Genomic DNA, 24,128 nt, shown 5'->3' with positions numbered 1-24,128 from the left:
TTATACAAAATTAGAATTAATATCTGAATACTAATTCTAATTCATATTATTATTTTTTTGTATATTTGCACCTCAAATTTGTAAAACGGGACGAGTTCCCAAAATAATTAGTTATACTATGGCTACAAGAATTAGATTACAAAGACATGGTCGTAAAGGAAAACCATTCTTTCACATCGTAGTTGCTGACTCAAGAGCAAAACGTGATGGTCGTTTCATCGAAAAATTAGGTACTTACAACCCAATTACTAACCCAGCTACAATTGAATTAAATGTTGATTCTGCTGTAAAATGGTTACAAACTGGTGCTGAGCCAACTAATACTGCTAAAGCTTTATTATCTTACAAAGGTGCTTTTATGAAAAAACACTTATTAGGTGGTGTTGCTAAAGGTGCGTTTTCTCAAGAAGAAGCTGACAAACGTTTCGACGCTTGGTTAGAAGCTAAAGGTGAAAAAGTTCAAGCTAAAAAAGACGGTTTAACTTCAGGTGCTGCTGCTGCTAAAGCTGCTGCATTAGAAGCTGAAAAAGCTGTTAATGAAGCTCGTGTAAAAGCTGCTCAGGAAGCTGAAGCTGCTGCACAAGTTGAAGAAACTCCTGCTGAAGAAGCAGAAGGTACAACTGAAGAAGTTGCTACAGAAGAATAATTTTTAAGTTCAGAGACGTTCCAAATGACAAAAAATGATTGCTACTATTTAGGTAAAGTTACAAAGAGACATGGTTTCAAAGGTAATTTAATCATTCACTTGGATACAGACGAACCAGAATTATACGATACTTTGGAAGCAGTGTTCATCGAGCAAGATGGTACACTGGTTCCATTTTTTTTCGAAACTTCTCAGCCTTATCAAGGCACAAAATTATTAGTAAAATTTGAAGATGTTGAAGACGAAGATGTCGACAAATTAATCAATCGCGAACTTTATTTACCTCTAAAATCATTACCAGAACTTTCTGGAACAGATTTTTATTACCACGAAATTGTTGGTTTCACGATTTATGATCAAACAAATACAGAAGTTGGAACGATAAAATCTGTTAACGATTCTGCTGCACAAGCTTATTTTGAAGTAGATGCAAACGGAAAAGAAATCTTAATCCCGATGATTGATGAGTGGATCTTAGAAGTTAATCGTAACGAAAAAGCAATGCTTATCCAAATTCCAAACGGATTATTGGAAATTTATTTGGGGTAACTTATCCATTATAAATCATTTATTTACTTCTATTTTTTGATTGAATTTTTCTAATTGTAAAATCCGGAATTTTCGACATTATATTTATTGTCAATTTCGTACCTTTGCAAACTCAATCGTAATTAAAAAATGGAAGAAGAAAAAAAATCATTGAATTTTATTGAGCAAATCATCGAAGATGATTTAGCCAACGGGATGCCGAAAGAAAATTTACGTTTTCGTTTCCCACCAGAACCAAATGGTTATTTGCATATCGGGCATGCAAAAGCAATCTGCTTAAACTTCGGTTTAGGACAGCGTTACAATGCGCCTGTAAACTTACGTTTTGATGACACTAATCCTGACAAAGAAGAGCAAGAATTCGTAGATTCTATCCGCGAAGATGTGAAATGGTTAGGTTTCGAGTGGGCTGAAGAACGCTATGCTTCTGATTATTTCCAGCAGCTTTACGATTGGGCTGTTCAATTAATTAAAGAAGGAAAAGCGTACATCGACGACCAGTCTTCAGAAGTGATTAATGAACAACGTAAAACACCTTTTGAACCAGGAATTGAATCTCCTTATAGAAATCGTTCTGTTGAAGAAAATTTAGATCTTTTCGAACGAATGAAAGCGGGAGAATTTGAAGAAGGAACACATGTTTTACGTGCAAAAATAGACATGACTTCTCCTAATATGAACATGCGCGACCCTGTTATGTATCGTATTTTGAAACGTCCTCATCACCGTACTGGAGACACTTGGAAAATGTACCCAATGTACGATTGGACGCATGGAGAATCTGATTATATCGAAGGAATTTCACACTCATTATGTTCATTAGAATTCAAAAATCATCGCGATTTATACGAATGGTACGCGAACAATGTGGAACTACCAAATCAACCTCAAAAACCAAAACAACGCGAATTTGCTCGTGGTAATGTTTCGTACATGATTACAAGTAAACGTAAGTTGATGAAATTGGTTCAAGAAGAAGTTGTAACAGGTTGGGACGATCCACGTATGCCTACTATTTCAGGTTTGCGTCGTCGCGGTTATACGCCAGAATCGATTAAGAATTTTTGGAATACAGCCGGTGTTGCAAAACGTGATAATGTATTGGATATTTCGTTATTAGAATTCTCTGTTCGTGATCATTTAAATAAAATTGCTCCTCGTGTTTTTGCTGTTATTGATCCAGTGAAAGTGGTAATCGAAAATTATCCAGAAGGACAAGTGGAGGAATTAGAAATTGAGAATAATCCGGAAGATGAAACAGCTGGAACTCGTATCGTTCCTTTCACAAGAGAAATCTACATCGAACGTGAAGATTTTATGGAAGAAGCGCCTAAAAAATTCTTCCGTTTATCATTAGGAAACGAAGTTCGTTTGAAAGGTGCATATTTCATTAAAGCTGAAAGAGTAGAAAAAGATGCTGAAGGAAATATCACAACAATCTATGCAACTTACGATCCTGAAACGAAGTCTGGAAGTGGAACTGAAGCTTCTAAACGTAAAGTAAAAGGTACGTTGCATTGGGTTTCTGCAACAGAGAATATTCCGATCGAAGTTCGCGAATATGATCGTTTATTTACAGTTGAATCTCCAGATGCAGAGAAAGATGTTGACTTTTTACAATTTGTCAATCCAAATTCTTTAACTGTAAAAGAAGGTTTTGCTGAGCCTGCTTTGAAAGAAGCCAAAGTGGAGGATAAATTCCAGTTTCAACGTATTGGATATTTTGCTTTAGATCGTGATTCTTCTACAGAAAAGTTAATTTTCAATAGAACAGTTACCCTTAAAGATACTTGGGCAAAAGTCAATAAATAAAAAAAACTATTTCATTAAATATCAAGCTCGAACAAATTTGTTCGAGCTTTTTTTATTATATTGTAAAATACAAAATCAATCCCTTATATAAATGGATTACTTAGAGAATAAAAATTCGATAAAAAACTGGAATGAAGATGATCGTCCTCGCGAAAAATTAGCTTTAAAAGGGCGTTCGTCACTTTCTGATACCGAATTGTTAGCGATTATCATGGGAAGTGGAAATCGTGATGAATCCGCTGTAGAGTTAGCAAAACGAATCTTAAATTCTGCAAACAATAATTGGAATGAATTAGCAAAATATTCAATTGTAGATTTATGCAAATTCAAAGGAGTTGGAGAAGCAAAAGCAATTTCGATAATCACAGCAATGGAAATTGGAAGAAGACGAAATTCGCAAGAGATTTTAGAACGCGACAAAATTACTTCAAGCAAAGACGCAGCCATAATTTTACAACAACAAATTGGTGATTTACCAAACGAAGAATTTTGGGTAATGTTTCTCAATCAAGGAAATCGAATCATTAAAACTGAGCAAATTTCACGAGGTGGAATTAATCAAACCGCTGTCGATATTCGAGTAATTTTTAAACGTGCCTTAGAGTTAATGGCAACTGGAATGATACTTTCTCACAATCATCCTTCTGGAAATCTTACTCCAAGTCAGTCTGATATACACATTACTCGAAAAATAAAAGAAGGTGCCACTCTTTTAGATATTCAAGTTTTAGATCACATTATTGTTTCTCAAAAAGATTTTTATTCGTTTGCGGATGATGGTCTAATTTGATATCTTTAAGCTTTATTGAAAACTATTTTGAGTCAAAAAATCATCATATTTACAGAAAAAATAACGAATCGAATTGAATATATTTTCGATTTTATTTTTCATAATTTTTCTGGAATTGACTACAAAACGACTACAGATTTTGATGAGTTTTCACAATCAATTTTACCAAAAATCAACTTTTCAAATCAATTTTTAGAAAATGAAATCAATTATAAAGTTGATGATATTTTATTGGAAACTACCATTCAAGAAAATGTTGATTATTCAATTTTAAACGAATTTGGGAAATGTTTTTATTGGCTTTCTCGTTATGAAGAATACATTGCAAAACCAGAAAAATTTGATCAACACAATCGTTTTTTAGGTTCGGATTTAGATTATTCGAAACCAATTGTAGATGAAATTTGTATTGAAATTCAAAAAAAGATAAAGTCTAAATTTCCTGAAATTTATTTTAAACAGAGAGTTTTCAAACAGATTAATACTCATGACGTAGATTATGCATGGAAATATCTTCATCATTCTCCTAAAATAAAATTTGGTTCACTTTCAAAGAAAATTTTAAAAGGTGATTTCAAAGAATTTCAGAATCAAATCAAAATTTTAAATCAGCAAAAAAAAGATCCTTACGATACATTTGATTATTTGAAAGTTTTAGCTGAAAAACATCAAATCGAAACAGTTTTCTTTTGGTTATTGGGCGATTATTCTACTTTCGATAAAAATCATCATTGGAAAAATAATGCTCAAAAAAATTTAATAAATAACATTTCAACTTGGGCAAAAATTGGAATTCACCCTTCTTATCAATCTAATTTCGAACAAAATAAATTAACAACTGAAATTAATCGATTAGAAAAAATCATCAATCAACCTATAAAAAAATCACGTCAACATTTCATTAAATTGAGCATTCCTCTCACTTATCAACAATTGTTAATAAATGAAATTTTAGAAGATTATACCATGGGATTCCCTCATCAATTAGGCTTTAGAGCTGGCACTTCTACTCCATTCAAATGGTTTGACTTATCAACAAATCAACAAACATTGTTAAAAATATATCCTTTTGTCGCAATGGATGTTACATTGAAAAATTATTTAAAATTAACACCGCAACAAGCTTTAGAGGAAATAAAACGATTGAAACAAACAATTAAAGCCACAAACGGAACGTTTATAACATTATTCCACCAATCAAACTTGAACGAAGATTGGACTGAATGGCGAAAAGTTTACGAAAGTATTTTTAAATGATAAAAAGAGTTTCTCGAAAAAAATTAGATGTTAATAAATATACCGAATGTCTCAACAAATCGGTGAATTACCGCATTTATGCCGAAGTTTTTTATTTGGATGCTTTAGTTGAAAACAATTGGGATTGTTATGTTTTGAACGATTATGAAGCCATAATGCCTTTGCCATATACAAAAAAAATTGGTATAAAATTTATTACACAACCAATTTATTGTCAACAATTAGGAGTTTTTCATCAAGAAAATTTCTCAAAAGAAACTTTTCAACTTTTTGAGAAAAAACTACATCGAAATTTAGTGAGAGCTTATGCTTTTAATGAGGAAAATACAGAGATGTTTGAACCGAAGGGACAGAAAAAGGTTAATTATATTTTAGATTTGAATCAAGATTATGAAATTTTATTTTCAAATTACAGTAGAAATAGAAAAAATGAAATTCGTAAAGTAGAAAAATCCAATTATAACATTGAAAAAGTTACTCAATTAAATCGATTTTTCAAAATAAATTCATCTTATGAATATTTGATCGCAAATAATTTAATAAACTATTCGCAAGAAAAAATTCAAAGTTTATTTAATCAAAAAATTATTAATATTTATGAAATTTTTGATCAAGAAGAAAATTTAATTGGTTGTCAACTAATCATGATTTCTAAAAATCGAGTTTATAATTTTGCTTTTGCAAGAAATAAGAATTCAAAAAGTAATTTTGGATCAGCTTACATAATAGATTACATTATCAAAAACTTTTCTAATTCAGAATTAACACTTGATTTCGAAGGTTCTATGATTCCTTCTATAGCTAAATTTATGCAAGGTTTTGGTGCTATAAAAAATCATTATACAAACTATTCTAATTTAGACTTTTTGACAAAGAAAAATTAATTCACGATAGCCATTTCCAACAGAAAGTTTCTTTGCTAAATTATGATCAATTTTATTTCGATAATCTATTTTTTCGACAATTATATTTTCACGTTTTAATCTTTCTTGAAAGTCCTGTCCATGCAATCTCAATAAATCTTTTTCGCCATAATTTTTTAATCGTTCTTCTTCTGTCTTAAATTCAGCATTTTCAAACGTATTATTTATTGGATGAATAGGAGTTTGAATCAAAGCTTTTCCTCCTTTTTTTAGAACGCGAAACAATTCATCAATTGCCTTTTTTTCGTTTGGAATATGCCCTAAAACATGACAACAAATTATATAATCAAATGTGTTATCAGGATAATTTATTGAAGTAATATCCATTTCTTCATCAGCAAGATTAATGTTAATATCAGCATTGATATAACGTAAATTATCGGTCTGTTTAAAAATATTTTTCAATGCGTCTTCTGGAGCAATATGCAATAATTTATTCGGTTTAACCAATAAATCTGTTTCATTTTTTATAAACTCTAACAAAACTCTTGTCCTTTCTAATGAACCACAATTTGGACATTCAGCATTTTCTCGGTTATCTATACCGTTTGATTTATCCAAAAACTTAGAAAAAGATTGTTCGCAACAATTACAATAAAAATTATTTCCTTTCAGAAATAATCCATTCAATTTCTTTAAATTTTTTCTATTATTAATTCTTATCTTTTCGGAAAATATTTTTTTATAAAATGTTTTAATTGCATTCATTACTTACAAACGTTAAGACTGCTATTTTATGATATTAAATTTATTCAAAAAAAATATATTTCCTTTTTACCATACAGTTTCAGATAAAAGATTAATTCATATCGATCAATTATATCCATTAAAATCTATTGATCAATTTCAACGTGAATTAGATTTTTTTCAGAAAAATTATGTCAATATTTCTATGATTGAATTAATTGATTTATACGAAAAAAATGGTTCTATTCCTCAAGAAAATTACTTTCATCTTAGTTTTGATGATGGTTTGAAACAATGTTACTCTATAATTGCTCCAATATTAAAAGAACGAAATTTAGATGCAACTTTTTTTATCAATCCAAATTTTATTGACAATCAAGAAGTTTTTTATCGGTATAAAGTTGCTTTCATTTTAGAAAACATTACAGACAATAACCTTAAAAAAGAACTTTTAAATTATTCTATTCATGATCTTAAAAAAATTAATTCATTAATTTTAAAACAAGAAATAAAACTAAATGATGTTGAAATTTATTTGAATGAAAATGAAATTAAAGCATTAATTCATCAAGGCTTTACAATTGGCGCACATTCAATGAATCATCCTTATTATCGCGATATTTCTTTTGAACAACAACTTATAGAGACAAATGAAAGTTTAGATTTTATCCAACAAAAGTTTAATTTGGATTATCGAGTTTTTTCTTTTCCTTTTACAGATGATGGAGTTTCTATAAACTTTTTTAATACTATAAAATCCGATTTTACATTTGGTACGGCAGGAATAAAAAACGATGAGATTTCAACAAATATTCAGCGACTTCCGATGGATAATTGTATTTCTAACCCAGCAATTTTTATAAAAAAGAATCGTTATAAATTTTATATTCAGAAACTACTACAGAAGCATGTTGTTTCTCATTAATTAATTTTTAAATCTATAGAAAAAATTCTCTTTGGATTATCGTAAAGTTTAAGAATATTTCCTTCATAATTCTTTGGTGTATAAATAGCACACATTGTATTTTCTACATGATATAGATTTTTATGAAATTGTTTAGGAACTCCTTTTATAATTGCATTCAATATTTCAAAACGTATCTTTTCTGGCGAGAATGCATAATCATGCCAAATAACGATAGAGTTTTCATGAATCAGATGTTCAAAAACATTTTTTGTATCCGAAACTACAAAATCAAAACGATGATTTCCATCGATAAAAATTACATCAAATTTTTTATTCAATCCTGAAAAATCAAATTTAGTCGAGTCTCCTAAATGTTGTTTTATTTTAGATTTATCTTTTATAAAAAAACCATGTGCATTTTCATAATCTTGTGAAAAGTTATACGTTTTATAATCCTTTGTATCTAAATCTAACGTATTCAAATCATCAGCAACATCAATCAAATTAACAATACTTTCTCCTCTCCAAGTTCCAATTTCGAAATATTTACATTGTTCAAATTCTTTACACGCATTTTTCAGCAGTAATAAATCTGTAATCAAAGAACCGCCATCTAAAAAAGCAACTGTATCTAATTTTCCGTCAAAATTTGGAAATAATTGATCTAAAGAAACTTGATTTAGTCCTTTCTTATAATGATTTGGCGTTTTCTTTTCCCAATTTTCATTTTGGTCAATGATAATATTTAATAACCAAGGATTCTTACAAATTTGAAAAAATCCATTTATAAATTTTGATATTTTTTTTGATAATGACATTTTTAAATATTTTTTAAATACTTATTAAACAAATAATATGCGTATAATCCAGAAATTAAGAAAGTTATTAACATACCTAAAGCTGCTCCTTCTATTCCATAAAAAGGAATTAATAGCGCATCAAAAATAACTAAACAAACAATTGAGAGGATTGATACTCTTACATTCCAATCTGATCTTCCTATTGTACTATTCAAGTTAATGTATAATACTCTAAACAACATTGCTAAAACAACTGCTATTGTTGCAATAAAAAAAACTGTACCACCAGTTAAATAACTTTTATTGAAAAATAACTCGATTATAAAATCTCTAAGAAAATAACTTCCTAAAAGAATACTAATTCCTATAGGAATGAATAGCTTATAATAATTTTTTATATAAAATTTCAGAAAATCCTTGTTCTGACTATTTTTAATAATTCGAGGAAAATCGGTTTGAAATAATATAGTCGGAATAAATAATAAATTCATAGGCAAAAGAATCGCAACTTTATACAAAGCAATATCTTTATCTGTCATAAAAATCGCAATCATTCCAATATCAATCGAAAACAATAACTCTGAAGCGAAATAAGCCAAAGATTCCATTCTTCCATATTTCCACATCATTTTCCAATTCATTTCACTTAAACCACTTATTGATTGTTGTAAAATTGTTTTAGAATAGAAAAATAAACTAATAAAAGGTGTAATCGCCAGCGAAATCATATAACCAATTGCTCCAAAGTTGATGGTTAAGAAAAATGTAAAAATCAGTCCCAAACAGTTAATCAATATATTTAATGAAGCAAACTTTTTATTAAAACCATTTATACGATAATCAATTGTAAGATGTGATTGGAAAAATAAGCCCAAAAGACGAACAGAAAACAAGAGAATAATCCACAATAAATGATCAAATTTTATGGCATAAAAATTAGCAATTACAATAAAAAGACTACATAAAATAAGCTGATTAATAACACCATTTCTAAATAATTTTCGACTTAGGTCTTTACGTGTTTGTTCATTTTCTTCACCAGCACCAAATTTCATCAAAACCTGTAATGAACCTAATCCATTCCATGGCGTAACAAACCCAATGATAGATGCGATAAGTGTTATACGACCAAATTCATCTTGAGGAATCATTTTTACAATGAAAATGGTATTAATCAACATCACTAATTTTTCTACCACAAAAGATAAAAAAACGTAAAAACCATTGTTTTGTAAAAAGGATTGTATGAATTTGATTAAATCTTTCATTCTAAAACTTTCGTGTAGACATCATCAAATTGTTGAGCAATTTCTTCCTTAGAAAAATTATTCAAAACATAATTATTTAATTCCTTTGGTGTTGCAAATTCATAACCTTCTATCACCTCAACCATTGCTTTATAAAGTGCTGATTCATCATTTTTATTCACAATAAATCCAAAATTATTTGGCATAAATTCTTTAATTCCACCAACATCACTTGCGATAACAGGAATTCCCGAAGCAAAAGCTTCTATTTGTACACAAGGTTGATTTTCATAATTACTAAAAAGTACAAAACAATTCACATTTTTCATCTTTTGATTCACTTCAAAATGTTGTAATCGCCCAAAAGATTTTACAAAAGCAGACAAATTATTTTCTTCAACAAAATTATTAATCAAAGTTAAATCTCCATTTCCTCCAATCTGAAATTCAAAATTATAGCCATTATCAACTAACTTTTTAACAACATTCAACATTCCTAAAATATTTTTATGTTCATTTTCTAAATGCGAAAGATGTAAAAAAGTTATTCTTTTTATTTTACAATCTTCTTTTACCGAAAACAATTCTACATCCACAACATTTGGAATAATTTTTACAATTGTTATAGGATAAATTTTAAGTATTTTCTGTGCTAAATCATTTGAAACAGGCGTTAAAACATCTACCTTTCTAAGTATTTTTTTAATTAAAAACTTCTTGTAAAATGGAAATGAAATAAAACGTTCTGGAGAAAATCCTGTCCAATGCTCTGTTAAAACTATTGGTTTTTTGTATTTATTTTTCAAAAATAAAGCAACTAAACCTGCCGGATAAACAACATTGAGATGAATTATATCAAAATTATTAATCAAAGAAACTCCTTTCAGAAAAGCTATAAATTGTTTGATTAAATTAAACGGGCGAAAAAAAGATGGTTTAAAATAAACAATTATTTCTCTTACATTTTGGTTGATAGAATCATCTATTTCAAAATTAGATTTTAAATTTTCATCTTTTACTGCATGAACAAGCGTCACATTATTTAAAGTAGAGATAGAACGTAAATGGCGCTGAATAAAATCTCCATTATCTAAAAAAATTCTACTCGGATACCAAGATGCTAAAGCTAAAATATTTTTTCTCGAATTATTCACCTAACTTTTTATAACGTTTCAGTTCTTTCATTACAAAGTAAAGTTGAACCAAATAGCCCATTCCTGCAAAGAAAGAATATAGAGATAACGTCAAAAGTATGTTTTTATTTAGTCCGCCAATCACACAAGTAATCAATGTGACGAAAACCAAATAAATATTGAAGTATAGTGCGTAATGATTTTTCTTGATAACCACGACTATTTGCTGAATAGGATTCATTGCAGAACGACACAAAATCCAAAATGAAAGTATCCACGTCATAATATGCAGGCCTCGCCATTCTGGTCCAAGCATCCACTCGAGAATAAAAATTCCGATACAATTCATCAACAAAAGAAAAACAGCAATTGCTCCAACGTTGTACAGTACCACTTTTTTCGATAAATCATATAATTGATGCGAACGATGATCAATCATTGCAGCAGATTTCTGAAAGAAAACTTTCGACATCGAATTGGAAAGTAATGTCAAAGGAACAACCAAAATTTTAGCTGAATTTCCCACAAAAGCTACATCTTCTTTCATAAAATAAATCGCAATCATAATTGGTAACAAATTGTTCGCAATTGCATTCAACGATTCTGAGGGTAATGTATATTTTAGGATTTCTTTGTTCTTAGAAATTGTTCGTTTAGCCAACCCAAAATCAATCGAAGAAAATCGTCCTTTTGTAATTGAAAAATAGTATGCACAAGACAAAATAGTTCCGAAAATTGTTCCATAAATCAATCCTGTTTCTTTGTAGCCTATCCAATAAAAAATGAACTGGAAAAAGACCGAAAACAGTGCATTAATCACAAATCCAGTTGAAATACTTTTGAATAATTTATACTTCGTAAACAATGTATTTTGAACATTATTCCAAGCTGTAAATAATCCTGCAACACAACTTAAGAAAACAATAAATAAGGAGGTTTTGAATGTGAAAATTTTTTCTAAAATAGCATAACCCAAAAAGAATAAAATCGTTACAATACTACTCACTAATAATAGGGTTGTAAACAAATTTCGAATCGCTTTTGATGATTTCGAAATCACGAAAATATTCTCTAAACGAAACGTTGTCAAAATAGAAAGAATGGCCACAAAACTTAAAAAAGCATTATACGTTCCTGACGCTTCTGGACCATAAATTCGAGCCAAAATAATTCCGCCAATAAACATAATCACTTGCGCAATTGTGTTACCTGCCAACAAAGACAAAACACCTTTGGCATTCTTCGTTTTAAATTTTTCTAACTTCGCTTTCAATTGATATTTTCTTCATCAGCAAATCTACATAAAATCCTTAGCTTTGCATTTATGAACACAATAAAACACGTTTTTTTCGATCTTGATAACACACTTTGGGATTTCAGAAAAAATGCAAAACTCGCGCTAGATGAGCTTTACAAAAAGTATGATGTAGAAAATAGATATGGTTTTACATTCGAGGAATTTCATCCATTTTATCACGATAGCAACGAAGGTCTTTGGGCTTTGATTCGTGACAAAAAAATTACAAAAGAAGAATTACGTGCTCGTCGTTTCAAAGAAGCTTTTGATAATCTTGGGATTGATAATGATGCTCTAGCAAAGATTTTTGAAGAAGAATACATGGAAACGATTACCAATTACAATGAAGTGGTGGATGGAGCAATGGAATTGTTGGATTATTTGAAACCAAAATATCAATTACACATTATCACAAATGGATTTATCGAAGTTTCGAAACGTAAAATTGAAACATCAGAATTAAATGGTTATTTTGATACGGTAACTTATGCAGACGAAATCAAAATCTTGAAACCTGATCCTCGTATTTTTTCTTTGGCAATGGAAAAATCTGGTGCTAAAAAAGATGAATCAATTTACATTGGTGACGATTGGATTGCGGACGCTGTTGGCGCAAAAGCTTTCGGAATGTCGGCGATTTTCTTTGATCGATTAGATGATAATTTTTCGATGGATGATGTTCCAACGATTACACATTTAGATGAAGTAAGAAATTATTTATAAACTTAAGGTTCAGAAATTCTGAACCTTTTTTTATGTCCGAAAAAAATCTATTTTTGATAAAAATTACTCAACACTTATGAATTTAAGCAACCTAAAATTTCCGCTTGATATAAAGTTTCATATTGCAACTTTTTCGAATGATTTTTCTGTAACAGACGCTAATAATCAACCTGTATTTTATGTACGCGAAAAAATTCTTTCGTGGCGAGATGTGATTAAAATCTACCGTGATTCATCGAAAAAAGAAGAACTTTTTCAACTTCGTTCGAATAAAATCATCGATTTTCAACAAACTTTTACCATTACAGATGCGAACGGAAATGTTGTTGGTAAAGCAAAACGAAAAACTTTCAAATCCTTTTGGAAAGCGACTTTTCATATTTACGACGCAAATGATAATCATTTATTTACAATCAACGAACGTAGTGGTTTTACACGTATGATGGACGGAATGGTTGGAGAAATTCCCGTTGTAGGATTTTTCTCAGGTTATATTTTCAATCCAAAATATGTTTTAACTGATTTACAAGGAAGAGAAATGATGGAAGTATCAAAAGAACCTTCATTTTTTGGACGGAAATTTAAATTAAATCAATATCAATCATCCGAAAATGATACACTTTTTGTATTGAGTTTTATCTTGATGTTAATTACAGACAGAGATCGAGGATAATTTTATTTAAAAAAATATTTGCAGATTCAAAAATAGTCTGTATATTTGCAGTCCAAAATAAGAACAATAGTTTCTTATCAGGAATGGCCGAGTGGCGCAACTGAATAGCGCACTTGATTACGGCTCAAGAGGTTACAGGTTTGAATCCTGTCTCGGTCACAAAAGCAAAAGCTCATCAAGATTTGATGAGCTTTTTTTATTTTAATACACTTCTGTTTCTTGTGGAATTTCTTCTACTTTTTGAGATTTTTTTGTCATAAAGAATATACAATTCCCAAACCACGTGAACCAAAAAATATAAAATCCGAAATGGAACGTCTTTTTCAATAAACGATGCGAGGTTTCAGTAAAATCGTAATAGCAATAAATTAATCCAATAATTCCCATAAAAAGGAAAATGAGAGGCAATAACAAACGTTTAAAACGTTTCGTTGTTTTCTCATTCCAAATAGATAATACAATAAAAATAACGGCTTGTATAGCGAATAATAACAAGGCTGTTTTCCACCAAGATTTAAGAATTGTGTATTCGTTATAAATAATTGTGATTCCTATTTTCCCTATAAAAGACATCTTCGAAATTAATATACCCGAAAGCAATGAAGAAAATGCGAGGATCAAAACGTGAATAATTTTATTTTTCATTTTAATTAAAATATAAAAAAGCAACACCAAATATTAATCCAATTAGAATTAACATACCTACTACGGCATTATAACATTTATGCCAACCCGATTTATTTTGAGAAAATTCCTCAAAATTTAACTTCGGATTAAATAGTTTTAAAATAATATATCGAACTCTTATTCCAAAAATTTCTACTATAAGTTCACCAATCACAATAAAAATTATTTCAAAAATAGCTTGCATATAAATTATTTACAATCTAATATAAAACAAAAAAGCCTTGCAAATGCAAGGCTTTAAATATTTTGATGAATAATTCTATTATAAATTAATTGAAAAATCCATTAATTTTTTGAATGCTTTCAAACGTTCAGCTAAACCATCACGCGTTAAAGCTCCTAATGATTCTGTACCAAATTTTTCACATGTTACAGATGCTAATGCAGATCCGTAAACAATTGCACGTTTCATGTTATCGAAAGAATAGTCATTCGTTTTAGCTAAGTATCCAGAAAAACCTCCTGCGAATGTATCTCCTGCTCCTGTTGGATCAAATACATCTTCTAATGGTAAAGCTGGTGCAAAGAAAACTTGTTCTCCTTGGAATAATAAAGCTCCGTGTTCACCTTTTTTGATGATAACAGTTTTTGGTCCAAAAGTCATGATTTTTTTAGCCGCTTTCACTAAACTATATTCACCTGACATTTGACGCGCTTCTTCGTCATTAATAGAAATTACATCAACATCTTTGATCACATCCATCAACTCGTTCCAAGCACAATCCATCCAAAAGTTCATTGTATCTAAAACAACTAATCCTGGACGTTTTTCTAACTGCGTTAACACTCCTTTTTGTACCAATGGATGTAAGTTTCCTAACATCAAAACGTCTGGAGATTTACGATCTTGAGGAACAACTGGATTAAAAGTTTCTAAAACATTCAATTCTGTTGCTAACGTATCACGTGTGTTCAAATCGTTGTGATATTTACCTTCCCAAAAGAATGTTTTTCCTTCTTTTACGATTTCTAAACCATCTAAATTAATTCCTTTTGAAATTAATAAATCGATGTATTCTTGTGGAAAATCTCCACCAACAACTGAAACGATTGCAGTATCCACGCCCAATAAAGAAGACGCCATACCGATATATGTAGCGGCACCACCTAAGATTTTATCTGTTTTCCCGAAAGGAGATTCTAATTTATCAAAGGCAACTGTACCAACTGTTAATAAACTCATTTTATATTCTTAATTAAATAGTTTGCAAATATATAGAACTTTTAAGAAATAAGTGCATTCGCTAAATCAACAAAAGCAACTTCGGTTTGTTCTCCCGAAATCATATCTTTTACCGTCGCTTTTTGCTCTGCAATTTCTTTTTCTCCTAAAAGAATTACTTTCTTAATTCCTTTTTTATCAGCATATCCCATTTGCTTTTTCATTTTTGCATCATCAGGATAAACCTCTGTATTGATCCCACTTTGACGTAATTGTTTCACCAATTTCATTGCTTCAGTAGCTTCATTCGTTCCGAAATTAATGAACAATGCTTGAATATTTGTTGAATCTTCTAAAGCTGGGAATAAATTATTTTCTTCTAAAACTAAATACGTACGATCTAATCCGAAAGAAATTCCAACTCCAGAAATATCTTTTAATCCGAAAATTCCTGTCAAATCATCGTAGCGACCTCCACCACCAATAGATGAAGAGAATTCTCCAATTTTCGCTTTCACTTCGAAAATAGCTCCTGTATAATAATCTAAACCACGTGCTAATGTTAAGTTTAATACTAATTCAGCAGATTGTAAACCAATAATTGTTGTATTTTCAAAAACAAATTCTAATTCTTCAATTCCTTTTAATCCAGTTTCTGAAGATTTTAAAATTTCTTTTAATTGAGCAAATTGTGTTTTATAATCTCCATTCATTGAGAATAAAGGTGATAAAATTTCAATCGCAGAATCAGAAATTCCTTTTCCACGCATTTCTTCTTTCACCGCTTCTTCACCAATTTTATCCAACTTATCTAAAGCCACAGTAAAATCAATCAATTGAGCCGAAATATCTGCTACTTCTGCTAAACCTGATAAAATTTTGCGGTTATTGATATGAATTTCAACTGGCGTTTTTAATTCTGTAAAAACTGAATCATATAATTGTACAAAATCAACTTCTTGTAACAACGAATCCGAACCTACAACATCCGCATCACATTGAAAAAACTCACGGAAACGACCTTTTTGAGGACGATCAGCACGCCAAACTGGTTGAATTTGGTAGCGTTTGAAAGGAAATGTAATTTCATTCTGATGTTGTACCACATAACGTGCGAAAGGCACAGTTAAATCGTAGCGCAACGCTTTTTCAGAAATTTGAGCAATTACTTTTTGACTGTTTCTATCTGTTAACAATTGCTCATCAACTTTTGCTAAATAATCTCCAGAATTCAAAATCTTGAAAATTAATCTGTCTCCTTCTTCTCCATATTTACCTGTTAAAGTTGATAAATTTTCGAATGATGGAGTTTCGATTGGAGAAAATCCGAATAACACGAATTGTTTTTTAATCGTGTTGATAATATATTGACGACGATTCACTTCTAAAGGCGAGAAATCTCTTGTCCCTTTTGGAATCGATGGTTTTTGAATTGCCATTTTTCTAAATCTTTCTTTTAAAGATGCAAAAATACATCATTTTGATTTTTAACTCGACATTTTGTTTCAAAATCATTGTTTTAGGATTGAAAATCATTATAAAAAATCATAAATCAAACTTCGTCAATCGTAAATCTTAATTAATATCGTAATTTTGCTTTCATGTATTTGAAAGAACTTAAAGCGCGACAATTCAAGAATTTTGATGAAAATAATTTCGAATTTTCACCAAAAATTAATGCTTTTGTAGGACAAAATGGAAAAGGCAAAACCAATATTTTGGATGCTATTCACTATTTGGCTTTAAGTAAATCGTATCTGAATCATTCGGATGCGATGAATATTCAGTTTGATTGTGATTTTTTTACATTAGAAGGTACTTTTGATCGAAATGAATCTGCTGATGTGATTTTTTGCTTGGTTCGTTCTGGTCAGCCCAAACAATTAAAACGAAATTCTAAATCGTATGATCGTATTTCTGATCATATTGGTCAATATCCTTTAGTGATGATTTCACCTTATGACAGTGATTTAATCAAAGAAGGAAGTGAAGTTCGACGCAAATTTTTGGATAATATTATTTCGCAATCGAATAAGCAATATTTAGCTGATTTGATGCGATACAACAAGGTTTTAGTTCAACGAAATGCCTTGCTAAAATACTTTGCTGCAAATAATACATTTGATTCAACTTCTTTGGAAATTTATGATGAAGAATTGATTCATTTAGGAAAGAAAATACATGAAGTTCGAAAAGAATTTATTCAAACTTTTTTGGAAGCTTTCCTAAAATATTACAATGAAATTTCAGAAGGTCGAGAAAAAGTGAACATCGAATATGTTTCGCAATTAAATGATGCACCTTTTGAAACGGTTCTGAAAAAAGCTTTGTACAAAGATCGTTCGACGCAATATTCGACAGCCGGAATACATAAAGATGATTTATTGTTTACGATTACCAATTATCCAATCAAGAAATTTGGTTCGCAAGGTCAACAAAAATCGTATTTAATTGCATTGAAATTAGCCCAATTAGAAGTCATCAAATCTTCATTAAACATCACTCCTTTGTTATTATTGGACGATATTTTTGATAAATTGGACGAACACCGTGTGACACAATTGATTAAATTAGTAAACGAAGAACGATTCGGACAGATTTTTATCACTGATACACATCCCGAAAGAACGGAGCAAATCATTAAACAAATTAATTCTGAAAGTAAAGTTTTCCGTTTATGAAAAAGTACGAAAAAAGAAGTAATCAGCAAACGCTTGGTCAAGCTTTAGAGCATTTCATTAAACAAAGTGGAAAGGAAGAATTGATTTGGGAAGTGAAAGCAGAAGAGGCTTGGCAAACGGTGATGGGAAAGTTTTTCGAGAAATATACAGATCGAGTTGAAGTAAGGCAAAGGATTTTGTATGTAAAAATTAATTCTCCTGCAATGCGACAAGAATTATTGATGGGAAAATCGAAAATTCTAGCTAATATAAACGAGGAAATTAAAAAGGATTTCTTAATTGACGTAAAAATATTTTAAATGCCTTACATAGAACATTCGAGTTATCCGAAACCTAATTTCATTAATCGAAACGCACATCTTTCTACCATTATTCCAGCGAAATTCAAGAAATATCCTATTCCAAATTACACAAGAGAAAAAATGAAAACCGACGATGGTGATTTTCTTAATTTGGATTGGCGATTTCAAAATAATAAAGACAAATTAATCATCCTTTTTCATGGTTTAGAAGGTGATTCGAAACGAACATATCTTAATTCCTGTTCAGATTATTTTTACAACAAAGGATTTAATATTTTGGCTTGGAATCACAGAACTTGTGGAGGCGAAATGAATAAAACTTGCAGACTTTATCATCATGGTTCTATTGATGATGTACACAGAGTTATAGAAAAAGCGTTGAAAGAAAATTATCAAGAAATTTCTTTGATTGGCTATTCGATGGGTGGTGCTTTGGTTTTGAATTACCTTGGAAGTTATGAAGTTTCGAACAAGATAAAATCTGCTGTTGTTTTTTCTGCACCTATTTCTCTAAAATCTTGTGCCGATACATTGAAAATATTTCCAAATACTGTTTATTTTAAAAATTTTAAGCGAACACTAGTTCCAAAATTTAAAACGAAAGCAAAACAGTTTCCAGGTATTTTGAATGAAGAAATGATTGATAAAATCAAAACTTTTGATGAAGTAGACGAATATTTTACAGCAGCTTTACATGGTTATTCATCTAAAGAAGATTATTATCACAAAGCTTCTCCTACAACTGTTTTGGACAATATCAAAACACCGTGTTTGATTGTAAATGCAGCTAATGATCCTTTTTTAGGAAATGATTGTTATCCTATCAAACGTTTTAAAAATCATAAATTCTGCACTTTTGAAATGCCAAAATACGGTGGTCATTGCGGTTTCCCTTTAGAAAACAATAAACATTCTTGGGCTGAAATTAGAGCTTGGGAGTTTGTTAAATAACATAAAAAAACAAAAACCCCGAAGTCTACTTCGAGGTTTTTGTGAGATTATCAATTTTATTAATTACCCCAACCAGGATATTGTGTCATATTCGTATTAACATTAATCGAATAAGACGGGATTGGGAAAACAAATAATTTATCTCCAGCCGCTACAGTAGAAACAGCTCCTGCAGGAACATTAGAGATTTTGTTCATAGGTAAATTATTACGTTTTAAATCATAAAAACGTTGTCCTTCACCAGCAAACTCTTTTCTCTTCTCAGTTAAAACTGCTGTTAAGGCGTCCCCTGAATAAGTAGTTCCACCTCTCTCTAATGCAAATGTATTAAGTTCAGCTAGAGCAGTTGCTCCTTGACCTGATTTAGCCATTGCCTCCCACTTGATAAATTTAGCTTCAGTTAAACGTAAAATTTTGATATTACCAATATTATTAACTCCTCCAACAGTTTTTCTATACTTGTTTATAAAATAACCACTAGGAGTATCAAAAGTACGTGTATCTTTTACAAATAATGATTTACGAACATCTCCATCATTGTATAAATCATATAATGATTGTCTTGCTAAAATTGATCTTCTTGCATTCAAACCTGCTTCAGCACCTGTTCTATTTGTTGGATCTAAATAATCAAATAACACACCCATAGATGTATTAACACCTGGGTTATTTAAAGCTGTTAAACCTACTTCCCAAACTGTCTCAGGTTGATTTTCAAACTCACTCTCAGAAGCTCCTGTTGCACCATAAAAATAATTAACAACTTGACTATTTTTTAGTAAAGAAAACCTAGCAGGAGCGCTATTAATAGCTTCATTTGCCATAGATATTGCGTTTGCATAATCTCCTTTCCATAAATATGCTTTAGCTAATAATAATCTAGCAGATGTAGCTGATAAATATGCTTTACTTGCAGGTGTGTCATTAGAAGAATCAATCCCTTTTTTCAAATCTTCGATAATAGAATTGTATGTTTCTTCAACTGTAGATCGAGGTGATTTTAAGTTTGGATCAAAATTACCAGTATAGATAGCTATACCATATTCTTGGTTTTTTCCAGATGTAGGATTCTCTGCCCATCCCATTGCTAAATATAAGTGAGCCATTCCTCTTGCAGTATATGCTTGTGCTTTATATTTTTTAACTGCAGTAGTTTCTTCAATAGTAGCATTTAGCACAATATTAGCCTGAGCAACAACATCATACAACTCATTATAAGCAACTGTAAAATCTGAAGATGATGGTGTCCAAGATAAATTGCTCGTTGTTAAATAATAACCACTATTGTTTGTACTAACAAAAAAGTCATCAGATGCAACACTACCAACAACTGGGATTGTTGACGCAAAAGCATCAGCAGTTGACATTTGTTGATACATTCCTGTTAATACTTTTGCCATAGTTGTCTCATCAGTTATAGGATTCCCTCCATTTGGCATACCAATACCGTAATCAGGAAATTGGTTCAAATCATCTTCACTACATGATGTAAAACCTAAAGTTATAGTAAATAATGATAATACAAATATATTTTTTTTCATTTTTTTATAATTTTTTAGAAGTCAATAGATAATCCAATTGAATAACTTTTCATAATAGGAGAAGTATAATCGAACACTCCTTTTCCTTGCCAGCCATAAGAGTAAGCATTAGAATTAGATTCTGGATCAAATGTTAATGTATCATCAAAAACCCAAGTGATTAAATTCTGACCTCTTAAATAAATCGTTAAATTATCGATACCTGCATTTTTTAATTTATCTCCAAAACTATATGCCAACTTTAATTCTTTTAGGCGAATAAAATCACCATCTTTTAAATATCTTGAAGATGCAGCTCTTGAATTTGTTCCATTCCCCCATGTTTGAATAGGATTTGAAGCATCTGTATTTTCTGGAGTCCAAGAATCATATAATGCACTCGAATTTTGGTTATATGTAACAGAAGCACCATCAGATAAAGTGTAAGATTGCCAAGAGTCATAAACTTGATAGTCAAATGAACCTGCAAAAAATGCGCTTAATGTTATATTTTTCCAAGACATATCTGTTCTTAAACCTGCCATCCATTTTGGGAAAGGTGTTGTTCCTTGAAAGAATTGTTGTGCTTTAGTTCTGTCACTTGTAGTTGCTGTTTTTGTCTCATCTGTCCAGTACAATCCTGCTCCAGTTTCTTTATCAACACCTGCCCATCCGTAAGTATAGTATTCTCCAAACTCACGTCCTTCTTGTATAGCTTTCATACCTCCTGCTAAATATCTGGCATCTGGATCTAACATTTTACCTACTTCTGATTTATTATAAGAAGCATTTGCTGTTAATGACCATCTAAAGTCTCCTTTATTAAATGGACGAACTGTCAAAATTGCTTCAATACCTTTATTTTCAATTTCTCCAATATTAGCAAAACTTCTATTAACTGGAGATGGAGTATCATAAGAAATTTCAGAAGGAAAAATAGCATCAGTTGTTAACTTTCTATAAACATCAACAGAACCACTAATTAATCCATTACCAAATCCATATTCTAAACCAATATTTAATTGTTTTGTTGTTTCCCATTTTAAGTCAGGGTTTCCTACATTAGATACAATGAAACCTTTGTCTTCATCATATATACTAGATACTCCCATAAAAGAAACTCCATTATATACTGACCCCCATGAATCTGCATAAGGTATATTTCCTAATTCACCATAATTACCTCTAATAGTTAATACATCGATTGCAGATGAATTAATATCTTTTGCAAAATTATAAGACGCTCCTGCAGACCAAAACCATCCTCCTTTATTATTTTCTCCTAAAGTTGAATTATTATCATTACGAACTTGTCCTGAGACAGTTAATCTATTATTAAAGATATAATTTAATCTTGCAAAGTATGAATATTGAATCCATTTTCTGTCAAATGATTCAGCCTCCATAATTGTCCCTGCATTTGACATTTGAGGCTTGGGAATTAAGAAATCTGTTCCATGAGCAAAAGCATATTTCATTTTATGCTCTTGGTATTCCATACCAACATTAGCTTGAAAATCATGAACCTCATTAATTACTTTTCTATATCCTAATGTATTAACCCAGTTCCAATCAAAATATTTAGAATCTGTTTCGTAAAGACGTCCGTTCACAGAAACACCATCTCCATACCAAGGGTTATACCATTGTTCTTCTGCTAAAGTTTGGTATTGTGCACCAAAGTTCGTATCAAAAGTTAAATCTTTAGTAAAATTATATGTTCCGTAAACAGAAGTTAAAAATGTATTAATATTACCTTGTATATGACTATATTCCTGTACTGCTACAGGGTTATGACCTCCTGCACCACCAAGATTAACGTTATATGAACCATCTGCATTGTAAATAGGTGTAATTGGTCTTACTGTCCATTGTGTTAACCAAGGGTTAGAGAAAGCCCCACCATCCATATAAGTATTATTTTTTACTGTAGTAAAATTAACATTTGCACCTAACTTAAATTTTTCTGATGCTTTATGGTCAAATGCAAGACTTGTACTCAATCTATCAAACCCACTATAAAGAGTTAAAGGGTTATTTTCATAGTAGCTAAATCCTGCTCTAAATGAAGTGTTTTCTCCACCTCCTTGAGCTGAAAAATTATATGTTTTAACCGTAGATGTATTTCGCTGTACGGCATCTCTCCAATCCGTATCAGTTACTCCATCCCATCCAGTATAAGTTTTAAAGTACTCCTCTCCTGCCTCTCTTGAAGTAGCTAATCCAGAATTATATCTTAATAAACCTCCCCATTGAATAAATTCTTGAGCATTCATGAACTTATTTTCATTATAAGCTTCGTCTTGAACAGCAAAATCGGTAGAAATATTAAATTTAGTAGCCTGATTAAACTTACCACGTTTAGTAGTTACTACAATAACACCATTTGCCCCACGAGCACCATATAATGCAGTTGCTGAAGCATCTTTAAGTACGGTTACATTTTCAATTTGATTAGGATCAATTGAAGACAATGGATTAAATGACGTCATTAAACCAGCATTATCTGCTCCTTTTCCAACAACAACTCCATCAATTACATACAAAGGATTTGTTGTACCAACAAAGGATCCTGCTCCACGAATAGCAATAATATTAGCTGATCCTGGTTGCCCTCCTCCTGTAGAAAAGTTTAAACCAGCGACACGTCCATTTAATACCTCATCAACAGAAGCCACAGGAGTATTTTCAAAAGCTTCTTTTTTTACTGTTTCGTAAGATCCAATCTTTTGTGCAGGATCTAATTTAATACCTCCTAATATAGTAACTTCCCCTAAAGAAATATCTTTAGATTCAGTATCATATTTTAAAGCTCCTAAATTAGTAGAAGTTACTTTAAATTCTTTTCCATTGATAATAATTGTATCACCAACTTTAGCATCAATGTTAAAATTTCCGTTCTCGTCAGTATACGCAACTTTATCTGTACCTTTTACAGTAACCTCTACGTCTGACTCTGGAAAATTGTTAGCATCGTTAACTACACCCGTAACTTGAGCAAAAGCCATTGTTCCTAATCCTAGGAAAGCTAGTAAACCCAAAGATGTTAATCTTCTCCTCATAGTTTTAATTTTTATAACATTTTAGACAAAACTCTAACTTTTTTTTAAGATTTCCAAAAAGTTAAGTATTTTTTTTATTTATCAAGTATTTAATTTTTTTTTCATCATAAAGGTATATTATTAATAATAAAGCCTATATTTTCTATAAAAAGCCGAAAATAGATGCAATATTTATCAAATACAACTTAAATCTCATTAACCATATTAGAATATTGTTGGATACAAAAAGATAAAAAATATTAAAAATTAAACTTTAAGACAATAAAAATAGGCTACTGTAAAAACAGTAGCCTATCTAATAAAATGTTATTTATAATAA

Annotated in this window: 22 protein-coding genes, 1 tRNA gene and 1 pseudogene; 13 read left to right on the top strand and 11 right to left on the bottom strand. The window is 30.5% G+C overall.

Annotated features, from left to right (window positions below):
* Positions 1 to 118: 118 nt before the first annotated feature.
* The 6 genes from N5D03_RS06230 (at position 119) to N5D03_RS06205 (ending at position 5,938) form a co-directional block, all read left to right on the top strand.
* Positions 119 to 646: a 30S ribosomal protein S16 gene (locus N5D03_RS06230; protein ID WP_038336467.1), complete on the top strand. Its 528-nt coding sequence runs from the start codon at positions 119 to 121 to the stop codon at positions 644 to 646.
* Positions 647 to 670: 24 nt separating this feature from the next.
* Positions 671 to 1,195, top strand: a complete 525-nt coding sequence (rimM, locus tag N5D03_RS06225) for a ribosome maturation factor RimM (protein ID WP_280049017.1) — start codon at positions 671 to 673, stop codon at positions 1,193 to 1,195.
* Between the two features lie 129 nt (positions 1,196 to 1,324).
* On the top strand, positions 1,325 to 3,007 hold the full coding sequence (locus tag N5D03_RS06220) for a glutamine--tRNA ligase/YqeY domain fusion protein (RefSeq protein WP_125349536.1): 1,683 nt from the start codon (positions 1,325 to 1,327) through the stop codon (positions 3,005 to 3,007).
* 91 nt (positions 3,008 to 3,098) lie between these two features.
* Positions 3,099 to 3,797: a DNA repair protein RadC gene (gene radC / locus N5D03_RS06215; RefSeq protein WP_125349537.1), complete on the top strand. Its 699-nt coding sequence runs from the start codon at positions 3,099 to 3,101 to the stop codon at positions 3,795 to 3,797.
* Between the two features lie 27 nt (positions 3,798 to 3,824).
* Positions 3,825 to 5,054 (top strand): polysaccharide deacetylase family protein, encoded by a 1,230-nt coding sequence (locus N5D03_RS06210; RefSeq protein WP_280051191.1) that lies wholly within the window; start codon positions 3,825 to 3,827, stop codon positions 5,052 to 5,054.
* Entirely contained in the window at positions 5,051 to 5,938 is an 888-nt protein-coding gene (locus N5D03_RS06205; protein WP_219033877.1) for a hypothetical protein, read from the top strand. Before N5D03_RS06210 ends, N5D03_RS06205 begins: the two co-directional genes overlap by 4 nt.
* Here the strand turns inward: N5D03_RS06205 and N5D03_RS06200 are convergent.
* A complete protein-coding gene (locus tag N5D03_RS06200) occupies positions 5,912 to 6,607 on the bottom strand; it encodes a class I SAM-dependent methyltransferase (protein ID WP_185144150.1) in 696 nt (231 codons plus the stop codon). The genes N5D03_RS06205 and N5D03_RS06200 overlap by 27 nt on opposite strands.
* A 106-nt stretch (positions 6,608 to 6,713) precedes the next feature.
* On the opposite strand from N5D03_RS06200, the gene N5D03_RS06195 reads away from it, so the two are divergent.
* On the top strand, positions 6,714 to 7,589 hold the full coding sequence (locus N5D03_RS06195) for a polysaccharide deacetylase family protein (RefSeq protein ID WP_280051190.1): 876 nt from the start codon (positions 6,714 to 6,716) through the stop codon (positions 7,587 to 7,589).
* Here N5D03_RS06195 and N5D03_RS06190 read toward each other — a convergent pair.
* From N5D03_RS06190 to N5D03_RS06175, 4 genes are read right to left on the bottom strand one after another with little or no spacing between them, the layout of a single operon-like run.
* Positions 7,586 to 8,389: a class I SAM-dependent methyltransferase gene (locus N5D03_RS06190; RefSeq protein WP_125349542.1), complete on the bottom strand. Its 804-nt coding sequence runs from the start codon at positions 8,387 to 8,389 to the stop codon at positions 7,586 to 7,588. The genes N5D03_RS06195 and N5D03_RS06190 overlap by 4 nt on opposite strands.
* 2 nt (positions 8,390 to 8,391) lie before the next feature.
* Positions 8,392 to 9,639, bottom strand: a complete 1,248-nt coding sequence (locus N5D03_RS06185) for a polysaccharide biosynthesis C-terminal domain-containing protein (protein ID WP_280049013.1) — start codon at positions 9,637 to 9,639, stop codon at positions 8,392 to 8,394.
* Entirely contained in the window at positions 9,636 to 10,772 is a 1,137-nt protein-coding gene (locus tag N5D03_RS06180; RefSeq protein WP_125350776.1) for a glycosyltransferase family 4 protein, read from the bottom strand. The genes N5D03_RS06185 and N5D03_RS06180 overlap by 4 nt, the downstream gene beginning before the upstream one ends.
* Entirely contained in the window at positions 10,765 to 12,024 is a 1,260-nt protein-coding gene (locus N5D03_RS06175) for an oligosaccharide flippase family protein (protein ID WP_125350777.1), read from the bottom strand. The genes N5D03_RS06180 and N5D03_RS06175 overlap by 8 nt, the downstream gene beginning before the upstream one ends.
* Before the next feature lie 51 nt (positions 12,025 to 12,075).
* Between N5D03_RS06175 and N5D03_RS06170 the strand changes: the two genes are divergently transcribed.
* The 3 genes and pseudogenes from N5D03_RS06170 (at position 12,076) to N5D03_RS06160 (ending at position 13,603) form a co-directional block, all read left to right on the top strand.
* Positions 12,076 to 12,771 (top strand): YjjG family noncanonical pyrimidine nucleotidase, encoded by a 696-nt coding sequence (locus N5D03_RS06170; protein WP_125350778.1) that lies wholly within the window; start codon positions 12,076 to 12,078, stop codon positions 12,769 to 12,771.
* A gap of 43 nt (positions 12,772 to 12,814) precedes the next feature.
* Positions 12,815 to 13,444 (top strand): annotated as a pseudogene (locus tag N5D03_RS06165) (LURP-one-related family protein); the annotation flags it as partial.
* 85 nt (positions 13,445 to 13,529) lie between these two features.
* Positions 13,530 to 13,603: transfer RNA gene (locus N5D03_RS06160), tRNA-Arg, on the top strand.
* Between the two features lie 42 nt (positions 13,604 to 13,645).
* Here the strand turns inward: N5D03_RS06160 and N5D03_RS06155 are convergent.
* From N5D03_RS06155 to hisS, 4 genes are all read right to left on the bottom strand, one after another.
* A complete protein-coding gene (locus tag N5D03_RS06155) occupies positions 13,646 to 14,089 on the bottom strand; it encodes a hypothetical protein (protein ID WP_280051188.1) in 444 nt (147 codons plus the stop codon).
* Between the two features lies 1 nt (position 14,090).
* Positions 14,091 to 14,315, bottom strand: a complete 225-nt coding sequence (locus N5D03_RS06150; protein WP_280049009.1) for a hypothetical protein — start codon at positions 14,313 to 14,315, stop codon at positions 14,091 to 14,093.
* Between the two features lie 78 nt (positions 14,316 to 14,393).
* Positions 14,394 to 15,314 carry a PfkB family carbohydrate kinase gene (locus tag N5D03_RS06145; protein ID WP_280051187.1) on the bottom strand — a complete coding sequence of 307 codons (921 nt, stop codon included), beginning with the start codon at positions 15,312 to 15,314 and terminating at the stop codon, positions 14,394 to 14,396.
* Between the two features lie 41 nt (positions 15,315 to 15,355).
* The gene (hisS, locus tag N5D03_RS06140; protein WP_280051185.1) at positions 15,356 to 16,732 is read right to left on the bottom strand and encodes a histidine--tRNA ligase; all 1,377 of its coding nucleotides are present in this window, start codon (positions 16,730 to 16,732) and stop codon (positions 15,356 to 15,358) included.
* Positions 16,733 to 16,894: 162 nt separating this feature from the next.
* On the opposite strand from hisS, the gene recF reads away from it, so the two are divergent.
* The 3 genes from recF to N5D03_RS06125 are packed head-to-tail and all read left to right on the top strand — an operon-like array spanning position 16,895 to position 19,227.
* On the top strand, positions 16,895 to 17,974 hold the full coding sequence (gene recF / locus N5D03_RS06135; RefSeq protein ID WP_280051184.1) for a DNA replication and repair protein RecF: 1,080 nt from the start codon (positions 16,895 to 16,897) through the stop codon (positions 17,972 to 17,974).
* Positions 17,971 to 18,273: a DUF721 domain-containing protein gene (locus N5D03_RS06130; RefSeq protein ID WP_280049006.1), complete on the top strand. Its 303-nt coding sequence runs from the start codon at positions 17,971 to 17,973 to the stop codon at positions 18,271 to 18,273. The genes recF and N5D03_RS06130 overlap by 4 nt, the downstream gene beginning before the upstream one ends.
* Positions 18,274 to 19,227, top strand: a complete 954-nt coding sequence (locus N5D03_RS06125; protein ID WP_280051183.1) for an alpha/beta fold hydrolase — start codon at positions 18,274 to 18,276, stop codon at positions 19,225 to 19,227.
* A 59-nt stretch (positions 19,228 to 19,286) separates the two neighbouring features.
* Here N5D03_RS06125 and N5D03_RS06120 read toward each other — a convergent pair whose 3' ends face one another.
* Together N5D03_RS06120 and N5D03_RS06115 are read right to left on the bottom strand one after the other, a co-directional pair.
* On the bottom strand, positions 19,287 to 20,768 hold the full coding sequence (locus N5D03_RS06120) for a RagB/SusD family nutrient uptake outer membrane protein (protein ID WP_280051182.1): 1,482 nt from the start codon (positions 20,766 to 20,768) through the stop codon (positions 19,287 to 19,289).
* Between the two features lie 14 nt (positions 20,769 to 20,782).
* Positions 20,783 to 23,809, bottom strand: a complete 3,027-nt coding sequence (locus N5D03_RS06115; RefSeq protein WP_280051181.1) for a SusC/RagA family TonB-linked outer membrane protein — start codon at positions 23,807 to 23,809, stop codon at positions 20,783 to 20,785.
* Positions 23,810 to 24,128: the final 319 nt, after the last annotated feature.

The organism is Empedobacter sp. GD03861, from assembly GCF_029840885.1.
In the GTDB taxonomy this organism is placed as follows: Bacteria; Bacteroidota; Bacteroidia; order Flavobacteriales; family Weeksellaceae; genus Empedobacter; species Empedobacter falsenii_B.
Note: the sequence above shows the minus strand (reverse complement) of the source record. Positions and strands in the feature narration are given on the sequence as shown.